At 62.8% G+C, this 24,662-nt stretch carries 25 protein-coding genes; 15 read left to right on the forward strand and 10 right to left on the reverse strand.

What is annotated here, in order from left to right; translation table 11 throughout:
- Positions 1-12 precede the first annotated feature (12 nt).
- The gene (locus tag GWL_RS05060; RefSeq protein WP_008327398.1) at positions 13-366 is read left to right on the forward strand and encodes a cytochrome c; all 354 of its coding nucleotides are present in this window, start codon (positions 13-15) and stop codon (positions 364-366) included.
- Positions 367-442: 76 nt separating this feature from the next.
- Here the strand turns inward: GWL_RS05060 and GWL_RS05065 are convergent, their stop codons facing one another.
- Positions 443-874: a DUF1841 family protein gene (locus tag GWL_RS05065; RefSeq protein ID WP_008327399.1), complete on the reverse strand. Its 432-nt coding sequence runs from the start codon at positions 872-874 to the stop codon at positions 443-445.
- A 280-nt stretch (positions 875-1,154) separates the two neighbouring features.
- On the opposite strand from GWL_RS05065, the gene GWL_RS05070 reads away from it, so the two are divergent.
- Entirely contained in the window at positions 1,155-2,336 is a 1,182-nt protein-coding gene (locus GWL_RS05070) for a branched-chain amino acid ABC transporter substrate-binding protein (RefSeq protein ID WP_008327406.1), read from the forward strand.
- A gap of 7 nt (positions 2,337-2,343) precedes the next feature.
- Here the strand turns inward: GWL_RS05070 and nth are convergent, their stop codons facing one another.
- The 5 genes from nth to fdxA all read right to left on the reverse strand — a co-directional run bounded on the left by nth (position 2,344) and on the right by fdxA (position 7,105).
- Positions 2,344-2,994, reverse strand: coding sequence for an endonuclease III (gene nth / locus GWL_RS05075; protein ID WP_008327408.1), 651 nt, complete (start codon positions 2,992-2,994; stop codon positions 2,344-2,346).
- Positions 2,991-3,713, reverse strand: coding sequence for an electron transport complex subunit RsxB (gene rsxB, locus GWL_RS05080; RefSeq protein WP_034350529.1), 723 nt, complete (start codon positions 3,711-3,713; stop codon positions 2,991-2,993). The genes nth and rsxB overlap by 4 nt, the downstream gene beginning before the upstream one ends.
- A 130-nt stretch (positions 3,714-3,843) precedes the next feature.
- Positions 3,844-5,079, reverse strand: coding sequence for a polyhydroxyalkanoate depolymerase (locus tag GWL_RS05085; RefSeq protein ID WP_008327412.1), 1,236 nt, complete (start codon positions 5,077-5,079; stop codon positions 3,844-3,846).
- Between the two features lie 317 nt (positions 5,080-5,396).
- Complete coding sequence (locus tag GWL_RS05090; protein ID WP_008327414.1) at positions 5,397-6,470, reverse strand: NAD(P)/FAD-dependent oxidoreductase; 1,074 nt, start codon at positions 6,468-6,470, stop codon at positions 5,397-5,399.
- Positions 6,471-6,781: 311 nt separating this feature from the next.
- Positions 6,782-7,105, reverse strand: coding sequence for a ferredoxin FdxA (gene fdxA / locus GWL_RS05095; protein ID WP_034350114.1), 324 nt, complete (start codon positions 7,103-7,105; stop codon positions 6,782-6,784).
- 381 nt (positions 7,106-7,486) lie between these two features.
- Between fdxA and GWL_RS05100 the strand changes: the two genes are divergently transcribed.
- The 4 genes from GWL_RS05100 to GWL_RS05115 all read left to right on the forward strand — a co-directional run bounded on the left by GWL_RS05100 (position 7,487) and on the right by GWL_RS05115 (position 12,700).
- Positions 7,487-8,740, forward strand: coding sequence for an ABC transporter substrate-binding protein (locus GWL_RS05100; RefSeq protein WP_008327418.1), 1,254 nt, complete (start codon positions 7,487-7,489; stop codon positions 8,738-8,740).
- Positions 8,741-8,935: 195 nt separating this feature from the next.
- On the forward strand, positions 8,936-10,111 hold the full coding sequence (pncB, locus tag GWL_RS05105; RefSeq protein ID WP_008327420.1) for a nicotinate phosphoribosyltransferase: 1,176 nt from the start codon (positions 8,936-8,938) through the stop codon (positions 10,109-10,111).
- A gap of 149 nt (positions 10,112-10,260) precedes the next feature.
- Positions 10,261-11,673: a sodium:proton antiporter gene (locus GWL_RS05110; RefSeq protein ID WP_008327423.1), complete on the forward strand. Its 1,413-nt coding sequence runs from the start codon at positions 10,261-10,263 to the stop codon at positions 11,671-11,673.
- Between the two features lie 46 nt (positions 11,674-11,719).
- Entirely contained in the window at positions 11,720-12,700 is a 981-nt protein-coding gene (locus GWL_RS05115; RefSeq protein ID WP_008327424.1) for a D-glycerate dehydrogenase, read from the forward strand.
- A 110-nt stretch (positions 12,701-12,810) separates the two neighbouring features.
- Here GWL_RS05115 and GWL_RS05120 read toward each other — a convergent pair whose 3' ends face one another.
- Both GWL_RS05120 and GWL_RS05125 read right to left on the reverse strand, forming a co-directional pair.
- The gene (locus GWL_RS05120) at positions 12,811-13,068 is read right to left on the reverse strand and encodes an acyl-CoA-binding protein (RefSeq protein WP_008327426.1); all 258 of its coding nucleotides are present in this window, start codon (positions 13,066-13,068) and stop codon (positions 12,811-12,813) included.
- A gap of 18 nt (positions 13,069-13,086) precedes the next feature.
- Positions 13,087-13,443: an FKBP-type peptidyl-prolyl cis-trans isomerase gene (locus GWL_RS05125; RefSeq protein ID WP_008327428.1), complete on the reverse strand. Its 357-nt coding sequence runs from the start codon at positions 13,441-13,443 to the stop codon at positions 13,087-13,089.
- Between the two features lie 366 nt (positions 13,444-13,809).
- Here GWL_RS05125 and GWL_RS05130 point away from each other — a divergent pair, with 366 nt between their 5' ends.
- The 5 genes from GWL_RS05130 to GWL_RS05150 all read left to right on the forward strand — a co-directional run bounded on the left by GWL_RS05130 (position 13,810) and on the right by GWL_RS05150 (position 18,487).
- Positions 13,810-14,793 carry a cytochrome D1 domain-containing protein gene (locus GWL_RS05130; RefSeq protein ID WP_034350116.1) on the forward strand — a complete coding sequence of 328 codons (984 nt, stop codon included), beginning with the start codon at positions 13,810-13,812 and terminating at the stop codon, positions 14,791-14,793.
- A gap of 28 nt (positions 14,794-14,821) precedes the next feature.
- Positions 14,822-15,643, forward strand: coding sequence for a polysaccharide deacetylase family protein (locus GWL_RS05135; protein WP_008327430.1), 822 nt, complete (start codon positions 14,822-14,824; stop codon positions 15,641-15,643).
- An 81-nt stretch (positions 15,644-15,724) separates the two neighbouring features.
- Positions 15,725-16,711, forward strand: a complete 987-nt coding sequence (locus GWL_RS05140; protein WP_008327431.1) for a sterol desaturase family protein — start codon at positions 15,725-15,727, stop codon at positions 16,709-16,711.
- A complete protein-coding gene (locus GWL_RS05145) occupies positions 16,711-17,556 on the forward strand; it encodes an EI24 domain-containing protein (protein ID WP_008327432.1) in 846 nt (281 codons plus the stop codon). The genes GWL_RS05140 and GWL_RS05145 overlap by 1 nt, the downstream gene beginning before the upstream one ends.
- Positions 17,557-17,680: 124 nt before the next feature.
- On the forward strand, positions 17,681-18,487 hold the full coding sequence (locus GWL_RS05150; protein ID WP_008327433.1) for a molybdopterin-binding protein: 807 nt from the start codon (positions 17,681-17,683) through the stop codon (positions 18,485-18,487).
- A gap of 87 nt (positions 18,488-18,574) precedes the next feature.
- Here GWL_RS05150 and GWL_RS05155 read toward each other — a convergent pair whose 3' ends face one another.
- Positions 18,575-19,138 carry a phasin family protein gene (locus GWL_RS05155; RefSeq protein ID WP_008327434.1) on the reverse strand — a complete coding sequence of 188 codons (564 nt, stop codon included), beginning with the start codon at positions 19,136-19,138 and terminating at the stop codon, positions 18,575-18,577.
- Between the two features lie 360 nt (positions 19,139-19,498).
- Between GWL_RS05155 and GWL_RS05160 the strand changes: the two genes are divergently transcribed.
- Together GWL_RS05160 and GWL_RS05165 are read left to right on the forward strand one after the other, a co-directional pair.
- Positions 19,499-20,431 carry a histone deacetylase gene (locus GWL_RS05160; RefSeq protein ID WP_175343163.1) on the forward strand — a complete coding sequence of 311 codons (933 nt, stop codon included), beginning with the start codon at positions 19,499-19,501 and terminating at the stop codon, positions 20,429-20,431.
- 43 nt (positions 20,432-20,474) lie between these two features.
- The gene (locus GWL_RS05165; RefSeq protein WP_034350122.1) at positions 20,475-21,374 is read left to right on the forward strand and encodes a DMT family transporter; all 900 of its coding nucleotides are present in this window, start codon (positions 20,475-20,477) and stop codon (positions 21,372-21,374) included.
- Between the two features lie 16 nt (positions 21,375-21,390).
- On the opposite strand, the gene GWL_RS05170 is transcribed toward GWL_RS05165, so the two are convergent.
- Positions 21,391-22,191: a helix-turn-helix transcriptional regulator gene (locus GWL_RS05170; protein WP_008327439.1), complete on the reverse strand. Its 801-nt coding sequence runs from the start codon at positions 22,189-22,191 to the stop codon at positions 21,391-21,393.
- Positions 22,192-22,320: 129 nt separating this feature from the next.
- Between GWL_RS05170 and GWL_RS05175 the strand changes: the two genes are divergently transcribed.
- Both GWL_RS05175 and pbpG read left to right on the forward strand, forming a co-directional pair.
- Entirely contained in the window at positions 22,321-23,082 is a 762-nt protein-coding gene (locus GWL_RS05175; protein ID WP_008327440.1) for a class I SAM-dependent methyltransferase, read from the forward strand.
- 416 nt (positions 23,083-23,498) lie between these two features.
- Positions 23,499-24,599 (forward strand): D-alanyl-D-alanine endopeptidase, encoded by a 1,101-nt coding sequence (pbpG, locus tag GWL_RS05180; RefSeq protein ID WP_008327441.1) that lies wholly within the window; start codon positions 23,499-23,501, stop codon positions 24,597-24,599.
- Positions 24,600-24,662: the final 63 nt, after the last annotated feature.

The following is a 24,662-nucleotide window of genomic DNA, read 5'->3' on the forward strand; positions in this document are numbered from 1 at the left end:
GGGAGCCACGAGATGAAGAACAATCTGATTGCCCTGACGCTGCTGGCCGCCACGGCCCTGCTGTCGCAAGCGGCCAGCGCTGCCGACGTGGCCCATGGCCGCGCGCTGGTGGAGAAGTACAATTGCGCCTCCTGCCACGGCAAGGACTACAACTCGCCCATCGACCCGGGCTATCCCAAGCTGGCCGGCCAGCATGCGGACTACCTCAAGCATGCGCTGACGGCCTACCGCCGTGGCGACACTGCCATGAATGGTCGCACCAACGCCATCATGTCGGCCCAGGCCAAGCCGCTGACCGACCGAGACATCAACGACATCGCCGCGTATCTGCACAGCCTGCCGGGGAGCCTGGTGCTGCGCAAATAAGAAGGGCCCGTTCTGCAGGGAAAAAAACCACGCCGGCGGGGTGTTGCGGCGTGGTTTTTTGTTGTCTTGCGCGCTTCTATCCCTGTGCCCGTCGCTTGATATTGTCGATATAAGCTGCCCCGTCCGGCGGCAAGCCGCTGCGCTGGGCGTTCCAGATCATCTCGCCCAGGGCTTCCATGATCTCGTGATGGGCCTCATGCTCCGAGCCGCGGCGCTGCGCCAGCAACTGAAAGGCGCCGCGGATGCCGGGGGGCTGATCGATGGAAATCTGCTCCGTGATCGACAGGTGCATTGACAGATGCAGGAAGGGATTGCTGTGGCCGCGCTCGATGGAATAGTCGGCCGCCAGTGCTTCGTCCACGTCGCGCAGGGCTTCATGGTATTCCGGATGCTGGACGATCCAGTCGCGGGCGATGGCTTCCAGGGGCGTGAGCACCTGATTGCCCTGGTGCTTGCGGTAGGCTTCGCAGAAGAAGCGGCGGACATCGTGCTGGGACGGCGTGAACATGGCGGTGCATCAATCGGAGATAAAGCGCTATTCTACGCCGGTCTGTCCGCCGCATCAGGAGCCGCCTCCGGAGCGGCGACATGGCAGGCGGATATGAAGTAATATTCTTTCCCTAAGACAAGCATCAAAATAATCCATCCAAGGCAGTACCCGGCCGCATCGCCGTGACGCGATGGGGGGAAACGCAAGGCCGGGCAGCGAGAAGGGATAAGGCATGCGTTTTGGTGAAGGCCGGATTCGGCCTGTGCGCCGCTCAGTGTCGTGGTCATGGACAAGACCGTTGTTGTGCGTGGCGCTGGTTGCCGCGGGCTGGTTGGCGCAGGGTGCGCTGGCGGCGCCTTCGGCCGCCGGCAAGGCGGCCATGACCAGCGACGAGCCGTCGGGCGATGAAGCAACGCTGGCCATCGGCTTTGCCGGCCCCCTGAGCGGGCCGTCGCTGGGCGTTGGTCGCAGCATGCGCAATGGCGTGCAACTGGCGCTGGACGAGGCCAACCGGCGCGGTGTGGTCATCGGTGGCACGCGCTACCGTCTCAAGCTGATCGCGCAGGACGATCGCGCCGACCCCGGTACGGCGCAATATGTGGCGCGCTATCTGGTGAGCCAGCACGTCATCGGCGTGGTCGGCCACTGGACCAGCGGCACCAGCCTGGCCGCTGCTCCGGTCTACCATGCGGCAGGCGTGATCCAGGTCACGCCCTCGGCGATGAGCCGCACGCTCACGGCGCTGTCCTATCCGCGCATCTTCCGTACCATTCCCAACAACGAGAGCATCGGCCGCTGGTCGGCCCGCTACGCGGTCGAGAAGCTCGGTGTGCGCACCGTGGTCACCCTGGACGACCGCACGCCCTTCGGCCAGGGCCTGGCCGAACAGTTCGCCCGCGAAGTACAGGCGCAGGGCGGCAAGGTGCTGGCCCGGTACGACGTCAGCGACAAGACCTCCGACTTCAACGCCCCGCTGCTGCAGGCCCGCGGCCTGAAGCCGGACCTGATTTTCTTCGGCGGACTGGACTGGCAGGCCGGCGTGCTGGCCAAATCCATCCGTCGATTGAAACTGGAGGCGCGCCTGATGACCTCGCCCGGTACGCTGGGCTTGCCCTTCCTCATGCGCGCCGGACCCGATGCCAACGGGGCGCTGGTGCTGGAACCCGGTCCGCCGCAGGACAAGATGCCGGGCTGGCGGCATTTCCGCCAGCGCTACATCGATGCCTTCGATTCGGAAATCGACCTCTATGCGGTCTTTGCCTATGAGGCGGCGCAATCCATCATCCTCGGTCTGCGCCATGCCGGCAGCACCGATCCGGAGGTGATTGCCCGCGCCATGCACCGCCTGCGCTTCGAGGGCGTGAGTGGACCGGTCGCCTTCAACGAGGAAGGCGACCTGCTCAACCCGACTTTTACCCTCTATGAAGTTCAGGACCAGCGCTGGGTGCCCATCGCCCGTCTGAACGGGCTTCCTCGCTAGGGCCTGTTTACACGCCCTTGGCCGGAAGTGGCGTTTTCTGCTTGAATTCGCACAGGTCGGCGATCAGACAATTCCAGCACTGGGGCTTGCGCGCGATGCAGGTGTAGCGGCCATGCAGGATCAACCAGTGGTGCGCATCCTGGCGGAATTCAGGCGCGACGAAATTGATGAGCTTGCGTTCGACTTCGTCCACGTCCTTGCCTGGTGCAATGCCGGTACGGTTGGAGACCCGGAAGATGTGCGTGTCCACCGCGATGGTGGGATGGCCGAAGGCCGTGTTCAGGACCACGTTGGCGGTCTTGCGGCCCACGCCGGGCAAGGCTTCCAGCGCCTCGCGCGACTCCGGTACCGCGCCGCCGTGCTGCTCGATCAGGATGCGGCAGGTCTCGATGACGTTCTTGGCCTTGGTGCGGTACAGCCCGATGGTCTGGATGTAGGGCATGAGCTGCTCCACCCCCAGGTGGTAGATCGCCTCGGGCGTGTTGGCCACCGGATAGAGCTTGCGCGTGGCCTTGTTGACCGAGACGTCGGTGGCCTGGGCCGAGAGCAGCACGGCGATCAGCAGTTCGAACGGGGTGGTGTATTCCAGTTCGGTGGTGGGGGTGGGATTGGCCTGGCGCAGGCGCTCGAAGATCTCGCGGCGTTTGGTCGGGTTCATGGCTGTTCGCGTCCGGTCGTGGGGCTGGCTTGTTCGGCTTGCAGTTTCTTCAGGCGCGCACGCTCCATGGCGGCCTGGATGATGGCTTTCTTGCGGGCCAGTTCGGCTTGTTCTTCGGGCGTGCCGGCCGCGGCCGCTTCCACTTCCTGCAACTTGGCGGCGGCCTTGGCAGCCAGGCGGGCGTCGTTTTCTTCCTTCTCGCGCTTCAGGCGCAAGGTGCGCCAGTCGTGGCGCGCACGGGCGGCGTCGGCTTGCTCCTGGCGCCATGCCTGCCAGCCGGTGCGACCGGGCGTGGCCTCGACCATGTTGATGCAGTCGACCGGGCAGGGCGCCACGCACAGATCACAGCCGGTGCACAGCGATTCGATGACGGTGTGCATCTGCTTGGCCGCACCGGCAATCGCATCGACCGGGCAGGCCTGGATGCAGAGCGTGCAGCCGATGCAGATGGCTTCATCGATCACCGCGACACGGCGTGGCTGCTCGCTGCCGTGGGCGGGATTCAAGGGGATCACCGGCTGGCCCAGCAATTGCGCCAGCCGCGCCACGCCTTCGGCACCGCCCGGCGGGCACTGATTGTACGCAGCGCGGCCTTCGGCCATGGCTTCGGCATAGGGACGGCAAGCCGGATAACCGCACTTGGTGCATTGGGTTTGCGGCAGCAGGTCTTCGAGGCGGTCGGCCAGGGTGGCGGACGCGGTGGTGGCGGATGGCGGCACGGCGGTCAGGCAGTTCAACGGAATAAGGGCGCTATTATCCGGCCAAACCGCCGCCAAGTCATGCCGGCAGCTCAAAGCAAAACGGCGCCACCGTCGGGACGGGGCGCCGTTCTTGCCGTGATGGCGGTACTTACGCGTTGGCGCGGATGAATTCGCCGATCTTGGGGCAGACGATCTCGCGCCAGCGACGGCCCGAGAAGATCCCGTAGTGGCCGGCCTTGGGCACGGTGAAGTGCTGCTTGCGCGACTTCGGGATGCTGCTGCACAGTTCCTGGGCCGCCTGGGTCTGGCCGGAGCCGGAGATGTCGTCCAACTCGCCTTCGATGGTGAACAGGGCGACCGACTTGATGTCCTGCGGACGTACCAGCTGGCCTTCGATTTCCCAGGTGCCACGGGCCAGATTGAAGTCCTGGAACACGACCTTGATGGTTTCCAGGTAGAACTCGGCCGGCATGTCCAGCACGGCGTTGTACTCGTCGTAGAACTTGCGGTGTTCCTCGGCCGAGGCATCGTCGCCATCGCGCAGGTGCATGTAGAAATCCCAGTGGCTCTGGGCGTGACGGCGCGGGTTCATGGCCACGAAGCCGGCATGTTGCAGGAAGCCGGGGTAGACCTTGCGGCCAAAGCCGGGGTAGTTGGCCGGTACGCTGTAGATCACCGTGTTTTCGAACCAGGAGAAGGGCTTTTCGGTGGCCAGGTCGTTGACCGCCGTGGGCGACTTGCGGGCATCGATGGGGCCGCCCATCATGGTCATGCTCTTGGGCAGCTTGGGATCGTTGGCGCTGGCCATGAGCGAAATGGCCGCCAGTACCGGTACGGTGGGCTGGCAGACCGAGATCACGTGCACGTCCGGACCGAGGGTGCGGATGAAGTCCTGCACGTAATAAACATAATCGTGCAGGTGGAAGTCACCCTGTTCGACCGGAACCATGCGCGCATCGGTCCAGTCGGTGATGAAGACGTCATGTTCCTGCAGCAGCGCCCTGACGGTCTCGCGCAGCAGGGTGGAATGGTGGCCGGACAGGGGCGCTACCACCAGCACGGTGGGCTGCTTCAACGCGGCGCTCTGGCGGGCCGACAGGTCCTTCTTGAAGTGGATCAGGCGGCAGAAGGGTTTGGTTTCGACCACCTCCTCGGTGATGCCGACCGGCTTGTCATCGACAGCGACTTCGCCGATGTTGAATTGCGGCTTTTCGTATTCCTTGGACAGGCGATACAACAGCTCATAGCCGGCGGCAATGCGTTGCGAGAAGGGGGTGTGGGCGAGCGGGGAAACCGGGTCCGAGAACAGTTTGGCCGAGGTTTCGGCCCATTGCATCATGGGGTTCAGGAACGCGCGATTGAGTTCATGCAGTTGATAAAGCATAGCTGACCTTTATACAAGCACCGGCTGGCTTTCCCGTCCGGGCGGATAACCCGGACCAGGTGCGCAGCAAGCATGTGCCACAAACGTTTGGCGACGATCATCGGCTGACAAAGTTCATATTGTGTTTAACTTGTCAACTTCTTCCTTGTTGCGACGCAGTAGCATAGCATGCTTTGCCTTACGCCCCGCTTGCTGGTCAGACCAGTGGTGCCAGTCCCACAGGTTTCTGCAAAAACCTTCATAAATGAAAAGCCCCCGTACCGGACGGGGGCTCTGCCGGCCGCTTGCAGCGGCGCTGATGATGTTGCGACCAATAATCAGTCGAACACCGGGCTTTCCACGCCCAGGATCTTGTGCAGCTTGGGCGAGGTGGTGGTGTACTGCATGTGGATCTTCTTTTCCGGGAAGATGTAGGGCGCAGCGCCGAAGGCAGCCAGCGCGGCTTCGTGGAAGCCCGACAGGATCAGCTTCTTCTTGCCCGGATAGGTGTTGATGTCGCCCACGGCGAAGATGCCCGGGACGTTGGTCTCGAACTTCTCGGTATCCATCACCTTGAGCTGCTTGCGCTCGATTTCCAGGCCCCACTCGGCGATCGGGCCCAGCTTGGGCGACAGGCCGAAGAAGACCAGCAGCATGTCCAGCGGCAGACGGCGGGTGACGCCGTCGGCGCCGGTGACCTTGACTTCGGCCAGCTTGCCATCCTTGATCTCGGTGCCGGTGACCTGGCCGATCAGGAGCTGCATTTCATACTGTTCGCACAGTTCCTTCATCTTGGCCACCGAAGCCGGGGCGGCGCGGAATTCTTCACGACGGTGCAGCAGGATCACCGATTCAGCCTTGCCCACGAAGTTCAGCGCCCAGTCCAGCGCGGAGTCGCCGCCGCCGCAGATGACGATGTTCTTGCCTTCGAACAGGGCCGGGTCCTTGACGCGGTAGAACACCTGCGAACCTTCGAACTGTTCGATGCCTTCGACCTTCAGGGTACGCGGCTGGAACGAGCCCACGCCGGCGGCGATGAAGATGGTCTTGGTGATGAACTTGGTGCCGGTGGAGGTTTCGACGTCGAAACGGCCATCTTCGCGCTTGTTCACCAGGGTCACTTCCTGGCCCAGGTGGAAGGTCGGCGAGAAGGGCTCGATCTGCTTCAACAGGTTGTCGGTCAGTTCCTGACCGGTGCAGACGGGCACGGCCGGGATGTCATAGATGGGCTTGTCCGGATACAGCTCCACGCACTGGCCACCGACCACGGGCAGCGAATCGATCACGTGCGCCTTGATTTCCAGCAGGCCGAGTTCGAATACCTGGAACAGGCCCACCGGGCCGGCGCCGATGATGACGGCATCGGCATCGATGACACCGTTGACTGCCGCAGTCTGGACATTGTTTTCCATGATTTTCTTGATATTCCTGTTTCAGTAGATCAGATCAGTAGGGCGGCTTTTCCCTTGCGCGGCGCGCTGGCTGGCGGCGGGGCCGCTGGCGGGGGAGAGGCCAGGTAAAAGAGATGCGAGATGCTTGCCAAGAGCGCACAGGACTGCAAAGCAGCGGGCAGTTCAGCCCGGCCATGCGGCTCTCAGGGGTATTGCTGGCGGCCAAATGCAAACGGCTGCGCATCTGGCGTGGGCGATGAAGCTGCCGGGCTGGATGCGCAACCGCCATTGTCGACCGGGACAGGCCCGGCCCACTTGATTCTCCGCAGGAATCAGCGCTGCAGGTATTGCAGCTTGTCGGTCTTGTCCTTCCATTCCTCGGCTTCCGGCAGCGGTGCCTTGGTCTTGGTGATGGAGGGCCAGTTGCGGGACAGATCGGCGTTCAGGGCGATGTACTGCTGCTGGTCGGCCGGCACGTCTTCTTCCGCGTAGATCGCATTGACCGGGCACTCGGCCACGCAGACGGCGCAGTCGATGCACTCATCGGGGTCAATCGCGAGGAAATTGGGGCCTTCGCGGAAACAATCCACCGGGCAAACATCCACACAATCCGTATAGCGGCAACGGACGCAGGAATCGGTGACAACGTGGGTCATAACTGTCCTATCTGTAAAATTTCTTCAAACCGATGGCTAACTGCGCCGCAATTGATGGCAATATGGCACGGTTAAAATCATGTTGCGGCTGGTCAACCTTTGTTGAGGTGCTTTTGCCGGTATCTGGCGTCTTGTGGACGCCTGGAGGAGGCCCTTGAAGGCTTTCGAGATGCCGCTGCGCAACCCGCCGCAAAGCCTTGCATTTTAAGGTAATTCGATTTTTCCCACAAATGAGGCTTATACAGATTACGTATAAGTAAATAAACAAGCGCGCGATAAGCCCAGCCGTCGCCAGGGTCCCGTGGCCTGCCGCTCCAGCCCATGGAGCAGGTCCGCCGACAGGACGCGGCTTACCGCACATCAATACAAGGAAGTTCCGGCGTGAACGCTGCAGGCCCCCAGTCCTCCCCCCGATTCCGTCTTTCCCTGCTGCCGGCCCTGCTGGGCAGGCTGGCGGTGACCGTTGCGCTGGCGCTGCCACTGGCCGCCGGTGCTGCCGAGCCTATCCTCATCGGCGAGATCAACAGCCAGGCGCACGCCGCGGCTGCCGCACAAGCCTACCGCAACGGCCTGGCACTGGCGCTGGAGCAGATCAACGAGTCCGGCGGCATCCACGGTCATCCCTTGCAGATGATCAGCCGTGACGATGAGGGCGATGCCGACCAGGCTGCCCGCAATGCACGCGAACTGGTCAGCAAGGAGCATGTGCAAGTGCTGACCGGCACCATGCCCTCCGACGTGGCCCTGGCGGTCGCGCGCCAGGCCGCCCGCAGCAAGACCGTGCTGGTGGTGGGTGATGCACTCTCCGATGCCGTGACCCTGGACAAGGGCAATCGCTACACCTTCCGCGTCCGTCCCTCCACTTACATGCTGGCCGCGATGCTGGCCGAACAAGCCGCGCGCATGCCGGGCCGACGCTGGGCCATGGTGGCGCCCAACTATGAATACGGCCAGAGTGCGGTGGCCAGTTTCAAGATGCTGTTGAAGCAGGCGCGTCCGGATGTGGAATTCGTCAGCGACCAGTGGCCGGCGCTGGGCAAGATCAAGGCCGATGACGTCGTACGGGCGATCCGTCAATCGCGTCCGGATGGCATCTTCAACGCCACCTTCGGCGAAGACCTGCAAAAATTCGTGCAGGCGGGTAATGACCAGCAGTTGTTCAAGGGCGTGCAGGTGGTGTCGATGACCTCGCCCGTTGGGCAAATCGTGGAGCCCGGGCAGAGTGAAGCGATCCACGACTGGGTCGCCGTCGGCTACCCCTGGGACCAGATCAATACGCCCGAGCACCAGCGCTTCCTGGATGCCTATCTGAAGAAATTCAGCGAGCCGCCGCAATTGTCGGCGCTCATTGGCTACAGCACCATGATGGCCATTGCAGGCGGTCTGAAGAAAAGCGAGGGCACGCCAGGAGACGCGCTGCTGGACGCGTTGCGCGGCCTGCGCTGGTCTTCGCCGCTGGGTGAGCTGAGCTTGCGCGCACTGGACCAGCAAGCCTCGATGGGGGCCTTCATCGGTCTGGTCTCGCAGAAGGACGGTCGCAGCACGATGCGCCAATGGCGCTACCTGGACGGTACGCCCTACCTGCCGCCACCGACCTACGTACGCACACGGCGTCCGGCTTCGGCGGGCAGGTAAGTCGCGCTTTCGCACCGCATCCATACCGCAAAGCCCCCTCAGGGCAGGGGGCTTTGCCTTGGGCGATCTCGGTTAAGATAGCGGTCGCGACGCTTCAGGGCGTGGCCAACGCATCGTGCGGACCGCTCCGGGGCGGCCCGCCATGCACGTGGACCATCAACATGGCAGCATGCGGCCTGTCCGCATCCGGACTTCATGATCATCACATCCCTACTCGACACCGACCTGTACAAATTCACGATGATGCAGGTGGTTCTGCATCACTTCCCCGGCGCCCAGGTCGAATACAAGTTCAAATGCCGCAACGAGCACATCGATCTGACCCCTTACGTCGACGAGATCCGTGCGGAGATCGCCGCACTCTGCCGGCTGCGCTTCAAGGAAGAGGAACTGAACTATCTGCGCGGCCTGCGCTTCATCAAGAGCGACTTCGTCGATTTCCTCGACCTGTTCCACCTGAACGAAAAGTACATCACCGTCCAGCCTGATCCGGCCGGCAATGGCGAGATCGACATCCAGGTCAAGGGGCCGTGGCTGCACACCATCATGTTCGAGGTGCCGGTGCTGGCCATCGTCAATGAAGTGTATTTCCGCGCCACCCAGCGTTCGCCGGACCTGGAAGAGGGCAGGGCGCGCCTGCGCAAGAAGATGTCGGTCATCACCGATGACCCCGAGCTGGCCGGCTGCAAGATTGCCGACTATGGCACCCGCCGCCGTTTCTCGCGCAGCTGGCATGCCGAAGTCATCGACGAGATGAAGCAGCACATGGGGAGCCACTTCGCCGGCACCTCCAACGTGATGTACGCCATGCAGCACGACCTGACCCCGCTGGGCACCATGGCCCACGAATACCTGCAGGCCTGCCAGGCGCTGGGGCCGCGCCTGCGCGATTCGCAGACCTTCGCCTTCGAGATGTGGGCGCGCGAGTATCGCGGCGACCTCGGCATTACGCTCTCGGACGTTTATGGCATGGATGCCTTCCTGCGCGACTACGACATGTACTTTTGCAAGCTCTTCGATGGTGCGCGCCATGATTCGGGCGATCCCTTCGAGTGGGGCGAGCGCCTGATCCAGCACTATCGCGACAATCGCGTCGACCCTTCCAGCAAGGTGCTGGTGTTCTCTGACAGCCTGGATTTCGACAAGGTGCGCGCGCTCTACCTGCGCTTCAAGGATCGCGCCAAGGTGGCCTTCGGCGTGGGGACCAATCTGACCAATGACCTCGGTTATACGCCCTTGCAGGTCGTCATGAAGATGGTTCGCTGCAACGGTCAGCCGGTGGCCAAGTTGTCCGATACGCCGTCCAAGAACATGTGTGACGACCCGGCCTATGTGAATTATCTGCGCCAGGTGTTCCAGATCAAGGCTTGACCGGATTTGAACGATACCTGAAAGTTTTTCCACTCGGGCGTTTTTGTGCGCGCGCGGCAGGTCGGCTGCTATAGTGTGACCCCTCGGGATGGCCTGCGCCGGCAGCTGTCCCGAAGAGTTTATTCATCTGCATCCCATCAGGACCACATTTGCTGACACGACCGACTGCCCCCGCCCTCTTTGCCATCGTGGCTGCGCTGCTTCCCCTGCCGGGATGGAGTGCCGAGCTGGATGGTGCCGTTCTCTCGCTGGCCTGGGCCTTGCCCTTTGCCGGTGTCCTGCTGTCCATTGCCGTGCTGCCGTTGCTGGCACCGCGTTTGTGGCATCACCATTTCGGCAAGGTCGCCGCAGCCTGGGCGCTGGCCTTCCTGCTGCCCTTTGCCGCCGCGCACGGTGCGCATGCGGCGCTGGCCATCAGCGTGCATGCACTGGTGGCGGAATATCTGCCCTTCATCATCCTGTTGACGGCGCTGTTCACCGTGGCCGGTGGCATCTGCGTGCGCGGCAACCTGCATGGCACGCCCGCCTTGAATACGGGATTGCTGGCGCTGGGCACGCTGCTGGCCAGCATCATGGGGACCACGGGCGCGGCCATGCTGCTCATCCGCCCGCTCATCCGCGCCAATGACGATCGCAGGCACACGGTCCACGTGGTGGTGTTCTTCATCTTCCTGGTCGCCAATGCCGGCGGCTCGCTCACGCCGCTGGGTGATCCGCCGTTGTTCCTGGGCTTCCTCAAGGGGGTCGATTTCTTCTGGACCGCGCGCCACCTGCTGGGGCCGATGGCCTTCCTGTGCGGCGCGCTGCTGCTGGTGTTCTACCTGCTGGACCGCCATTTCTACCTCAACCGCGAAGAGCGTCGCCCGTTCGATCCCACGCCCGACTCGGCGCTGCAGCTGGAGGGCAAGCTCAATTTCCTGCTGCTGGGGGCCGTGGTCGGCCTGGTGCTCATGAGCGGCCTGTGGAAACCGGGCGTGGCCACCGAATTGCTGGGCACGCCGCTGGAATGGCAGAACCTGCTGCGCGATGGCGCCTTGCTGGTGGTGATTCTGCTTTCGCTATGGCTGACGCCGAAGACGGCACGCAGCGGCAATGAATTCGGCTGGGGACCGATGCTGGAAGTGGGCAAGCTCTTTGCCGCCATCTTTCTGACCATCGCCCCGGTGATCGCCATGCTGCGCGCAGGCGAGCACGGCGCCTTTGCCGCCGTGGTACGCGCCGTCACGGGGCCTGACGGCAAGCCGGACGATGTGATGTACTTCTGGATGACAGGCTTGCTGTCGTCTTTCCTGGACAATGCGCCGACCTACCTGGTGTTCTTCAACACTGCCTCCGGCGATGCACGGGAACTGATGGGGCCGCTGGCCTCGACGCTGGCGGCCATCTCCGCCGGCGCGGTCTTCATGGGGGCCAACAGCTACATCGGCAATGCGCCCAACATGATGGTCAAGGCCATCGCCGAGGAGCGCGGCATTCGCATGCCCAGCTTCTTCGGCTACATGGCGTGGTCGGTGGGCATCCTGGTGCCGCTGTTCATCGTCATGAGCTTCCTGTTCTTCTGAGTGTTTCACCCCTTCCGATAACGAAAACCAGACCACGAGACCCCGCATGAAACCCAAGATCTTCGTCGCCCGCGCCGTCTTCCCTGAAGTCCTTGCCCGCCTGGAACAGCACTTCGAGGTCGAATCCAACCAGGATGACCGCATCTACACTGCCGATGAGCTGCTGGCCAAGGCCCGCGGCAAGGATGGCCTCTTCACCACCCCCAGCGAACCGGTGACGGCTGCGCTCTTCGCTGCCAATCCACAACTGAAGGCGGTCTGCAACATGGCCGTGGGTTACAACAATATCGATGTGGCTGCCGCCACCCAGGCCGGCGTCATGACCACCAATACGCCCGATGTATTGAATGAAACCACTGCCGACTTCGGCTGGGCGCTGATGATGGCGGCGGCGCGCCGCATCACCGAATCCGAGCACTTCCTGCGCGCCGGCCAGTGGAAGAAGTGGAGCTATGACAGCTTCGTCGGCCCCGACATCCACGGCGCCACGCTGGGCATCATCGGCATGGGCCGTATCGGCCAGGCCATCGCCCGCCGTTCGCTGGGCTTCGACATGCAGGTGCTGTACCACAACCGTTCCCGCCTGACCCCCGAGCTGGAAGCGCGCGCCAACAACGCCCGCTACGTCAGCAAGGAAGAATTGCTGCAACAGGCGGACCACGTGGTACTGGTGCTGCCCTACTCGAAGCAGACGCATCACACCATCGCCGCCCCCGAGCTGGCCTTGATGAAACCGACCGCCACGCTCACCAACATCGCGCGCGGCGGCATCGTCGATGACGCGGCACTGATCGCCGCCCTGCGCGAAGGCCGCATCGCGGCGGCCGGGGTGGATGTGTTCGAGAATGAACCGGCGTTCAAGCCCGAATTCCTCACCCTGAGCAACGTCGTGCTGACTCCGCACATTGCCAGCGCCTCCACGCCCACGCGCCTGGCCATGGCCAATTGTGCGGCCGACAACCTGATTGCGGCGCTGTCGGGCCAGCGTCCGCCCAATCTGCTCAATCCCGACGTGGCTGCGCGCTGATGCGGCCAGCAAGCCCGGCCCTGAAGCAAAACGGGCGCACCTGATCCCAGGTGCGCCCGTTTCTTCTTCGGCAGACGGAGCCTCTGGAGGAGGCCGCCGTCGTGACCGCATCAACCCTTCAGTTCATTGAAGATGTCGATGTATTCCTGCTGCGCCTGGGCCTGTGGCTTGCCCTTGAGCGCGGCCCAGGCGTCGAACTTGGCGCGGGCCACAAAGTCGGTCATGCCGGGGCGTTCGCCCTGGACGTCGCCATTGCTGCCCTGCTTGTAGAGACCGTACATCTTCAGCAGGGTCATGTTGTCGGGACGCTCGGGCAGGGTCTTGGATTCTGCGACGGCGGCTTCGAACTGTTCTTGCAGGGTGCTCATGTCTCTCCTCCCTCAGGCTCAGACGGCCAGCAGTTCGACTTCGAAGATCAGGGTAGCATTCGGGGGAATCACACCACCTGCGCCACGGGCGCCATAGCCCAGGCCGGCCGGAATGATGAGCTTGCGGATACCGCCAACCTTCATGCCCTGAACGCCTTCATCCCAGCCCTTGATGACGTGGCCGGCACCCAGCGGGAACGCGAACGGGTCATTGCGGTCCTTGCTGGAGTCAAACTTGCTGCCGGCACTGCCGTCTGCATTTTGCAGCCAGCCGGTGTAGTGCACGCTGACGTGGCTGCCGGCCTTGGCTTCATCGCCAGCGCCAACGTTGATTTCTTCATATTGCAGCCCGGAAGCTGTCGTGATCGTGGACATCGGTTTCCTTTCGGTGAGGGGATGGGTTGGCAGCCGGATCGTCCGTATCCTGACCGAAGCTGACGACGCAGGATGTCCACCGGAAACATCTTGCGCACCAGCTCGTGCATCAGGTGCCGCAGGCGTGCTGCGACTGGCTTTCAGGCCGCCCCGGCGCGTCATGCGACCGGATCGGCAGGCAGTGTAAACCAAAAATCTAGAAATTTTTCATATTGCCTCAGTGGGCTGTCAGCGGGAACGTGTCAGCCAGCGTTAAGAGCCGAGGACGTGCCCTATGGCCTGTTCACACTTGATCTGCGAGATGTGCAGATCAAGTGTGAACAGGCCCTATCACGATAGATCAGGCATTTTTGAGTAAAGTTCGTCATGTTGCGTCGATTCAGCCAACTTTTATCCCTTTCCTTCCGCGCAGCATGCGTCTCGGCGATCTTGGCCGTGTCGGCCCATGCCAACGTGGTGGTGGTGCTCAATTCCGGTGACGCATCGGTGTCGCTGCTGGACGAAACCGGCGAGAAGGAGTTGTCGACCTTCTCTGTGGGCAAGGAGCCGCACCACCTGATGGCCACCCCGGACAACAAGTCGCTGATCGTGGCCAGCGCCACCGGCAACCAGCTCTTGTTCCTCGATCCCAGGACCGGTGCCGTGCAGCGCAAGCTGCGCGACATCATCGATCCCTACCAGATCGGCTTCAGCCCCGACCAGAAGTGGTTCGTCGCCACCGGCCTGCGCCTGGACCGTGTCGATGTCTACAGCTATGACGGCCACGATCTGAAGCTGTCCAGGCGCATCCCGCTGGCCCGGACCCCCAGCCACATCGCCTTTGACAATGCCAGCACTACCGCCTTCGTGACCCAGCAGGGCAGCGACCAGATCAGCGCCATCGACCTGGCCACCCAGCAGGTCAAGTGGACCATGCCGGTAGGCAAGCTGCCGGCCGGCATCATCATGACCCCCGACAACAAGTACCTGATGGTGGGCATCATGGGCAGCGACTATGTCGAGGTGATCGACTGGCGCACCCAGAAGATGGTCAAGAAGATCAAGACCGGCGTCGGCGCCCACAACTTCCGTGGCCAGGGTGACAAGCGCTACGTCTATGTTTCCAACCGCGTGGCCAATACCATCAGCGTGGTCGACATGACGACGCTGGAAAACGTCGGCACCATCAAGGTCCCCGGGGGGCCGGACTGCATGGAAGTGACCGCCGATGGCAAGACCATGTGGACCACCCTGCGCTGGAGCAAGAAGGTCGCCGTGATCGACCTGGCCAGCCGCTCGGTGACCAAGGTGATTCCGGTGGGCCGCTCGCCGCACGGCATCTACCTCTACAACCGCGCCCCGGACCTGTAATGCCTTGTTCACCCAGGAGGACCGACCGATGACGCTGCGTCCTGTCAATCCCTCCCTGCGCGGCCTGTTCCTCTTCGCCATCCTGGCGGCAGGGCAGGCCGTTGCGCAACCGGCAAGCCCGCAAGTGCCCGCCTGCAAGGGCAGGATCTATCTCACCTTCGATACCGGCAGCCAGTCCCAGGCCGAGCTGATCGAGCAGACCCTGCTGCGCCACCATATCAAGGCCACCTTCTTCCTCGCCAACGAGAAGACCATCCACGGCGACTATTCCCTCGACCCTGCCTGGGCGCCCTTGTGGAAGCGGTTGGTGGCCGAGGGAAACGCCTTCGGTACACATACCTTCGACCATGTCTACGTGCTGCGCGACCTGCCCGAAGGCCGCATCGAGGTGCGGCCGCAATTCGGTGCCCAGGCCGGCAAGAAGCTACAGTGGACGCCGGCCCAGTATTGCGAGGAAATGAAGCGCGTCGACCAGCGTTTCCAGCAACTGACCGGCCACAAGCTCGATCCGCTCTGGCGGGCGCCCGGGGGACGGCTGACGCCCAACCTGCTCAAGGCCGGACAGGCCTGCGGCTATGCCCACGTGGCCTGGGCCCCGGCCGGTTTTTCGGGCGATGAACTGCCCAGCGACAGGTTTCCCAACGAGATGCTGTTGAAGAAAGCGCTCGCCGGACTCAAGGATGGTGATATCTTCCTGGCCCATATGGGCATCTGGTCGCGCCAGGATCCGTGGGCGCCAGCCGTGCTGGAGCCGCTCATCAGCGGGCTGGAGCAGAAGGGGTTCTGCTTTGCCACCCTGCGCGATCATCCGTCCTACCGACATCTGTTTGCCGCCGCCAAGGAACACTGAGCCCGCACGTCAGTCCAAGCCGGCGCCGGCCCAGGGGAGGGGAGCTGCTGTCGGCACCGTCTTACCGAATCCATGCTATCCATGATCCAGACCATTTCCGACCTCTTTGCCACCGTCCAGGGCTGGCTCTTCGAGACCCTGGTACAACCGCTGGTGTTCTTCACCGGCATGGGCGAATTCGTCGAGGAAGCCTTCACCGGCACCGAATTCGTCCTGGTGGGCCTCTGTGAACTGGTGATCCTGTTCCTGATTCTGCGCCCGCTGGAGTCCATGATCCCGGTCCATCCCATCACCGACCCGCGCGCGCGCTGGAACGATTTCATCTACACCGTGCTGCAGCGCCTGGGCATCATTCCCATCCTCGCCTTCCTGCTGCTGGATCCGACGCTGTCCTATCTTCAGGACGCCCTGCACCTGGAAGGCTGGGGCACTTTCAATCTCGACCAGATCTGGCCTGGCGTGACCGATCGCGCCCTGGTCAGCTTCCTGCTCTACATGGTGGTGCTGGACCTGTTTGAATACCTCTACCACCGGGCCCAGCACAATGTGCGCTGGATGTGGGCGCTGCATAGCCTGCACCACAGCCAGCAGAACATGAACCTGTGGAGCGACGACCGCAACCATATGCTGGACAACCTGGTGCACGACATCATCTTCGGTCTCATCGCCCTGGTGATTGGTGTGGAACCCTCGCAGTACATCCTGCTCATCTCGCTCTCGCGCATGCTGCAAAGCCTGCAGCATGCCAACGTGCGCATCCACTTCGGCCGCCTGGGCGAATACCTGCTGGTGTCGCCGCGCTTCCATCGCACCCATCACGCCATCGGTGTGGGGCATGAAAGCCGGGGCCGCAACTCCTTGGGCGGACACAACTTCGGGGTGCTGTTGTCGATCTGGGATCTGCTCTTCCGTACCGCCCATTTCAGCCAGAGCTTCGCCATGACCGGCGTGCGCGACCAGCTGCCGCCACCGGCCGGCAAGGGCCGCGACTACGGACGCGGCTTCTGGGCACAGCAGTGGCTGGGCTTGAAACGCCTGGTCGAACTGACCCGCAGGAAGCCCCGCTGATGCGTCTTTTCATCGCCTCCTTCGGGCGCGCCCTGCTGGCGCAGCTGCATATCCGCATGCTCTGGCTGACGGCGCTCCCCTTCGTGGTTTCGTTGGGTCTGTGGGCGGTGTGCCTGTGGCTGGGGCTGCAACCCATCATCGACTGGCTGCAGGGCTACTTCGTCTCGCATGGCATGTTCGGCGAGATCGGCGGCATGCTGGCCTGGTTCGGCATGGGGGCGCTCAAGACGGTGCTGGTGCCATTGCTGGCCATGTGGACGCTGCTGCCCCTGATGATCCTTACCGCCCTGGTATTCGTGGGCCTGTTCACCATCCCGGCCATCGCCCGCCATATCGGTACCCGCCACTATCCCATGCTGGACAAGCGCCATGGCGGCAGCGTAGCCGGCAGTCTCTGGACTTCGCTGTGGTGCTTCGCCGTCTTCACGGTGCTGTGGCTGGCCACGATCTGGGTATTCCTGATCCCGCCGCTGGCCTTCGTGATCCATTCCCTGCTGTGGGGCTGGCTGACCTATCGGGTGATGGCCTATGACACCCTGGCCGACTACGCCAGCACCGAAGAACGGCGTGCCGTGCTGCACCTGCATCGCTGGCCGCTGCTGGCCGTGGGCACCATCGCCGGTGCGCTCGGCGCGGCGCCCACGCTGCTGTGGCTGGGCGGGGTGCTGTCGGTGATTCTGCTGCCCGCGCTGGCGGCGGTGGCGATCTGGCTGTATGTGGTGGTGTTCGTCTTCACCGGCTTGTGGTTCCAGTTCTACTGCCTGGAAGCGCTGCTGCGCTACCGCAGCGGCCAGGCGCCCGATGCTCCAGCGCAGGTGGACGTCATCGACGTGACGCCACGTTGACGCCACCTTGACCCTGGTTTGATGGCGTCTGCCTGAGACGAAGGCGGGGCAGGGCGATCCGTCCGGGGCCTGAATCGGGCATAATCGCCGCAGTGTTTCATCAACCTTTCGGGCAGACAGACTCATGGCATTCGGACTCATCATCATCGGCGACGAGATCCTCTCGGGCCGCCGTATTGACAAGCATTTTCCCAAGGTCCTGGAGTTGCTCGGCCAGCGCGGACTGCAACTGTCCTGGGCCGAGTACCTCGGCGACGACCCCGAGCGCATCACCGCCACCTTGAAGCGCACCCTGGCCAGTGGCGACGTGGTGTTCTGTACCGGCGGCATCGGTGCCACGCCCGACGACCATACCCGCCAGTGTGCCGCGGCGGCGCTGGGCGTACCGGTGGTCCTGCACCCCGAGGCCAGGGAGAAGATCCAGGAGCGCATCGCCGACATGGGCCGCGAAGCCGGCACCACGCCCGACTTCAATGCCCCCGACAACCTGCACCGTCTCAAGATGGGTGAATTCCCGCAGGGCGCCTCCATCATTCCCAACCCCTACAACAAGATCCCCGGTTTCTGGCTCAACAACACCAGCGGCACCGGCGCGCACTATTTTGCACCGGGCTTCCCGGTGATGGCCTGGCCGATGTTCGAATGGGTACTGGAAACCTATTACGCCGACCAGTTCCACCGCCAGGCCTGGGCCGAGCGCTCCATGCTGGTGTTCGAGGCGATGGAGTCGACCCTGACGCCACTGATGGAAGCCATCGAGGCGCAATTCCCGCTGGTGAAGGTGTTCAGCCTGCCGCACGTGGGCGACAACCAGACCCGCCGCCACATCGACCTGGGCGTCAAGGGGGACCCGTCCCAGGTGGAGCCGGCTTTCGAGACGATGCAGGAAGGCTTGCGCGCGCTGCGTGCCGAATTCCAGATCAGCAACTGAGGCGACGGCAAGCGCGGGTGAAGACGCAGGTCAAAAAAAATGCCCCGGCCAGACCGGGGCATTGCTTTCTGCGGGCGAACCCGAAGATTACTTCTTGGCAGCGCGGGTCACCTTGGCACCGGCCTGGGACATCTGTTCCACGGCATTGGTGACGTTGGCTTCCATCACTTCGGCAGCCTGCTTGGCGTTCTTGGTGAACTGTTCGTAGCCGGCGCTCATGTTGCCGATGGCCGACTTGAACATGGAGATGGCCTGCTCGGAACCAGCCGGGGCGTTCTTGGCCACTTCGTCGATCATCGCCACGACCTTGCGGTTGACTTCGGCGATCTGGGCTTCGGCAGCCTTGGTCAGTTCAGCCTGGGTGCTGGAGAAGATACCGCTGAGGTGACGGCCATAGGCGACCGACTTTTCCAGCGTCGGCTGGGCGTGCGAGCTGGTCAGAGTGAAAAATTCCTGCGGATCCTTGGCCGAAAACAGCTTCTGGGCTGCGGCCTGGCTTTCTTCGAGCGAGGACTTGGCCGCCTTCAGGTTCAGGTCCACCAGTTTTTCCATGCCTTCAAAGGTCTTGCTTGCCAGCTGGCTGAACAAAGCGATTTGCGCTTCAGCGTTGGCTTTGGCAGCAGCGGAAAATTGCTCGGTGTAGGTCGTCATGTTGAAACATCCTTCTCGTTGATGGGTTGATGACAAGGCAGCGACAGTGATTGCTTACGGACCGATCAGTGTTGAAAGGTGGATCTCCGATGTAATTTCTTGTTTGAATATGATGCGATGCACAAACGGATTCTAGTTCAATCGTGCATAAAGTCAAACGTTTCATCGCGCGGGAATCACGAAAAGCGCTTCAAAATTGATCCAAGTCTAATCAAGGACTTAGCGCATTTTTGAGGATTTTCTGAAAAGAGATGCCATTCCGGACTACCTTTTGCGTTGCAGCATCAAAAGCAGTTATCGTTCCGCGTCGCGCAATCGTTTGCGCTGCGCAGCAAGCGTTCTTGTTGCGGTGCGGCAAGCATGAAAACAAGATGGGAAAAAATTGTGAAGGCTTACTACAGTGATCACTTCGTTTTGCCCTTGCCACCGGGGCACCGCTTCCCGATGGTGAAGTATCGGATGATCCGTGAGGGCGCGGCGGCAGCCGTACCGGATCTGGATTTTCACGAAGCCCAGCCTGCCAGTGATGGCGAACTGGCGCTGGCGCACCATCCTGACTATATCGCCCGTGCCAGTGCTGGCCAACTCACATCTGCCGAGCAGCGCGAGATTGGCTTCCCCTGGTCGCCGCAGATGGTGGAACGCTCGCGCCGGTCTTCCGGCGCCACCATCGCCGCCTGCCGCGCCGCCTTCAGCGAGGGCCTGGCCGTCAACCTGGCTGGCGGCACCCATCATGCCTATGCCGATCATGGCGCCGGTTTCTGCGTCTTCAACGACGCTGCCATCGCGGCCCGACTGATGCAGGCTGAACGTCGTGCCGCGCGCGTAGCCATTGTCGATCTGGACGTGCACCAGGGTAACGGCACCGCCTCGATACTCGCGCGCGATGAATCCGTCTTCACCTTGTCGCTGCACGGACAGAACAATTATCCATTCGAGAAAGAGCAGAGCGATCTCGACGTGGCCCTGCCCGACGGCGTGGGCGACGCCGATTACCTGCAAGCCCTGCGCCTGGCCCTGCATACGCTGCAACAGCGCTTCGCGCCGCAGTTGCTGATCTACCTGGCCGGCGCGGACCCGCACGAGGGGGATCGTCTGGGCAAGATGAAACTGAGCCTGGCGGGCCTGGCGGCGCGGGACGAGACTGTCTTCGGCTACGCCCACGAGCACAAAATCCCGGTTGCGGTTACGATGGCGGGCGGTTACGGAAGAGATATCGAACAGACCGTGGCCGTCCATATACAAACGATAAGACTCGCCAGCCTCCATGCCGCCCGCTGGAGCGAACGATGAGATGACCCGGGCGCACCGGCGTGCGCCCGCTGATGGAAAAGAAATGATGCAATCCGCCGCCGGTGCCCGCCGGCCTCGCCAGCTCCTGATGAGCCTGGTGCCCTTGTTGTTCGTGCTGATCTGGAGTACCGGCTTCATCGTGGCCAAGTTCGGCCTGCCGTATGCACCACCGCTGACCTTCCTGCTGCTGCGCTTTACCGGTGTGCTGGTCGTGCTGCTGCCGCTGGTACTGCTGTTTCGCGCTCCCTGGCCGCATGGTCGGATCCGCCATGTCGCCGTGGCCGGCGTGCTGCTGCAGGCCGGTTACCTGGCCGGTGTCTGGTGTGCCATCAAGATCGGCATGCCGGCCGGCCTGTCGGCTCTGATCGTCGGCCTGCAACCCATCCTGACCGCGTTCGCCGCCCCCTTGCTGGGCGAATCGGTGCGCGGTCGGCAGTGGGTCGGCCTGGCCCTCGGGCTGTGCGGGGTTGGACTGGTGGTGGCCAACAAGATTTCCCTGATCGGCCTGTCCACCGCCAGCATTGCGCTGTGCGTGTTCGCCTTGCTGTGCATCACCGCCGGTACGCTGTACCAGAAACGCTATTGCTCGCACTTCGATCTGCGCACCGGCACCGTGATCCAGTTCATGGCCTCCATCGTGGTGGTGCTGCCCTTTGCCGTGGCCATCGAAGGGTTGGACTGGCACCTCGGCAACGTCCACTGGACCCCGCAATTCATCGGCGCACTGCTGTGGTCGATCCTGGCGCTGTCCATTGGCGCCATCTTCCTGCTGTTCGCGCTGATCCGCCGCAGTGCCGCCACCAGCGTCACCAGTCTGCTGTACCTGACGCCGCCGACCACGGCCATCATGGCCTGGCTGATGTTTGGCGAAGCCTTCAGTCTCATCGGCGCGCTGGGCATGCTGGTGGGCGTGATCGGCGTGGCCTTCGTGGTCCGCAAGTAGGCAGCTCGGGCCTGCTTCAGTCGGCGCTGGCCGGCATCAGCGTCACCAGCTTCAGCTCCGGTCGGTTGGCGACGCGGAAATTGACCTGGTGATAGCGCAGCTCCCCCAGTTGCGGATGTTGGAAGTGGCGCTCGCCGCCTTCGCGCTCGACCACATCCTGCAGATGCCAGGCCCGCTGGAAGAGCGGGCTGGTCGCCGACAACTCCGTCACCAGCGCCAGCAGTTCCGGATCATCCAGCAGGCTGGCGCTGTCGGCCCGAAATTCCGCCACCAGGCGTCGCGCCCGCTGTTCCCATTGCACCGTCAAGCTACGTGCGGCCGGGCTGGAGAACATGAAGCGCAGCAGATTGGGCGGCTTTTCCCGGCCATCCAGCCAGCCCGTGAAGAGCTTGCGGGCGGCCGGATTCCAGGCCACCGCATTGCAGTAGCGATCCAGCAGATAGGCGGGGGTGCGGAACTGGCTGACCACCTCCAGGATTTCCGGCGCTACCACCGTGGCCGCCTGCTGCTCCGGCAAGGCCGGATCTTTCTTGCCCGCCAGTTCAAACAGATAGGCACGCTTGGCGCGTGGCAGGTGCAGTGCATCGGCGATGCGCGCTAGTGCCTGGGGCGAGACCGAATCGGTGCGTCCCTGCTCGATCCAGGTGTACCAGGTCACGCTGATGCCGCACAGTTGTGCCACTTCCTCGCGCCGCAGACCCGGTGTGCGGCGGCGGCCATGGGCCAGGTGCGGCAGGCCGGCCTGGGCCGGAGCGGTCTGTTCGCGCTGGGATTTGAGAAAGTCGCCGAGGGCGCGGCGGGCGAGATCGGGTTCCATGAGGCGGGTAGGGTGGTGGTCGGGGTAATAGTATAAATGCTTCACTTGTAACAGGATAAGAAATCGCTAGACTGGCGATTCCTCCACAGCACAGCTGTGTTTTCCTTCATATCGCCCCGGAGCCCCGCCATGCGCAGCCATCAGCAAGTCGTCACCGAACAGTTCGGCACTACCGCCGCCGCCTATCTCACCAGCAGCGTCCACGCCCAGGGCGCGGACCTGCAGGAACTGGCGCAGATCGCCGCTTCCCTGCCGGGCGCACGGGTGCTGGATTTGGGTTGCGGTGGCGGCCACGCCAGTTTTGCCGTGGCGCCGGTGGTGGAGAAGGTGATTGCCTATGACCTGTCCGAAGAGATGCTGGCCGTCGTCGCCACCGCGGCCGCCGAGCGCGGCCTGGACAATCTGGCGGTACGCCAGGGCAGCGCCGACCGCCTGGATTTTCCCGATGCCAGTTTCGACCTGGTTTGCACCCGCTTCTCGGCCCACCATTGGCGTCAGTTGCCGCAGGCCCTGGATGAAGTGCTGCGCGTGCTCAAGCCGGGCGGACGCTTCATCGTCATCGATACCGCCGCCCCGGCCGATGTCCTGGCCGATACCTATGTGCAGGCCATCGAGCTGCTGCGCGATACCTCCCACGTCCGCAATATCAGCCTCCACTCCTGGCGCAAGCTGCTGGTGGCCGCCGGTTTTGCCGTCACCAGCGACAAGACCTGGAAGCTGCGCCTGGAATTCGACTCCTGGGTGGCCCGCATGCGCACTCCGCAAGACCATATCACCGCCATCCGCGCGCTCTGGCAGGCCGCTCCGGCTGAAGTGAAGGACTATTTCGCGCTCGACCAGGCCTGTTCCTTCTCCATCGACGTGGCCATGCTGGATGTGCGCAAGCCCTGATCAACCGACCTCTGCCGACGCTCCGCCCGGCCCCTGGCCGATGCAGGCGGGGCGTCAACGTCAGGTGACATTCCCCCGTTATCCGTTCACTCCAGAACATCGTAAAGCGAATATCTGGGACAGCTATTGCCGTCTGTTATCGCGATTGTGACAAGCAGCTGACAGCTACACTGGCGGCCAATTCGTTTCGTTGGCCTGGGAATTGCTTGATAAAAATCGAAAAATATCGAGCACCAACCCGGCAAAATTGCAGGAAAATCCCGAAAAAGTGTGGGGCACCGTATCGGTCGCGGAGATAGAAACGCGTTTAAAAAAACGCGCTAACGTCTTAATTCTCTTGCGAAAAATCTGCATTTTGCTACACTGCCAACGTTTCTCTTGTGTACTTTCAGGGTAAATTGGGGGGAGTTCCACCTATGATCAAATCAGCGCTGGCCATTTTCACATCACTACTGTTCATCCACGCTGGTTTGGCACCTGCCGCCGCCCAGACGGTCAACAATGCCGCCCGGAAAGCGCCGGCCAAGAAAGTCGTCGCCAAGCGCCCGGCCCAGGCGGTCAGCAAGACGGTGGCCAAGGGCTCCCTGAACAGCCGCGAAAAACTGGTTCGCAAGGTCAGTGTGGTCAAGGGCAAGCGTCATATCAGCTACCAGCGTGTCTCGGCCGCGCCTTCGGTGCCGGTGGTGCCGCCGGTGATGACGGCGGGCGACCTGGCCGGGCTGAACCTCACCCCTGATCCCTTGGCCCTGCGCTCCAATGTCGCTCTGGTGATCGACGAGGCGAGTTCGCAAGTCCTGTTCGAGAAGAATTCTTCAGTCGCCCTGCCCATCGCCTCGGTCACCAAGCTGATGACGGCACTGGTGGTGGTGGAAGCGCGCCAGAACATGGAAGAAGTGCTCACCGTCACCGATGACGATGTCGACCGTGAGAAGCACAGCAGCTCGCGCCTGCGCGTGGGGGCCACCCTCAGCCGCGACGACATGCTGCACATTGCCCTGATGAGTTCCGAAAACCGTGCCGCCTCGGCCCTGGGACGCAACTATCCGGGCGGCCTGCCGGCCTTCGTGGCGGCGATGAACGCCAAGGCGCGTTCGCTGGGCATGATGGATACCCATTACGTCGATTCGACCGGCCTGTCCAGCCAGAACGTGGCCAGCGCCCGCGACCTGGCCAAGCTGGTGGTGGCGGCGTATCACTATCCGATCATCCGCCAGTACTCCACCGATCCCAAGTACATGGTCGAGCCCAGCGGCCACGCCATGCAGTACAACAGCTCCAACCGCCTGACCTCCAACAAGGAGTGGGACATCGGCCTGCAAAAGACCGGTTTCATCAACGAAGCCGGTCACTGCCTGGTGATGTACACCCGTATCGAGGGACGTCCCATCGTGATGGTATTCCTGGATTCCAAGGGCCGCCTGTCTCACGTGGGCGATGCCACGCGCATGCGCAAGTGGCTGGTGGAAGACCAGCCCAACCTGACCCGCGTAAAAATGGTACGGGCCGACGAGGGTTAATTTCTGCTTCCGTTTTCCCAATAAAAAAGCGAACCCGCGGGTTCGCTTTTTTTATACTCTTTC

This window comes from Herbaspirillum sp. GW103, assembly GCF_000261365.1.
In the GTDB taxonomy this organism is placed as follows: domain Bacteria; phylum Pseudomonadota; class Gammaproteobacteria; order Burkholderiales; family Burkholderiaceae_D; genus Herbaspirillum.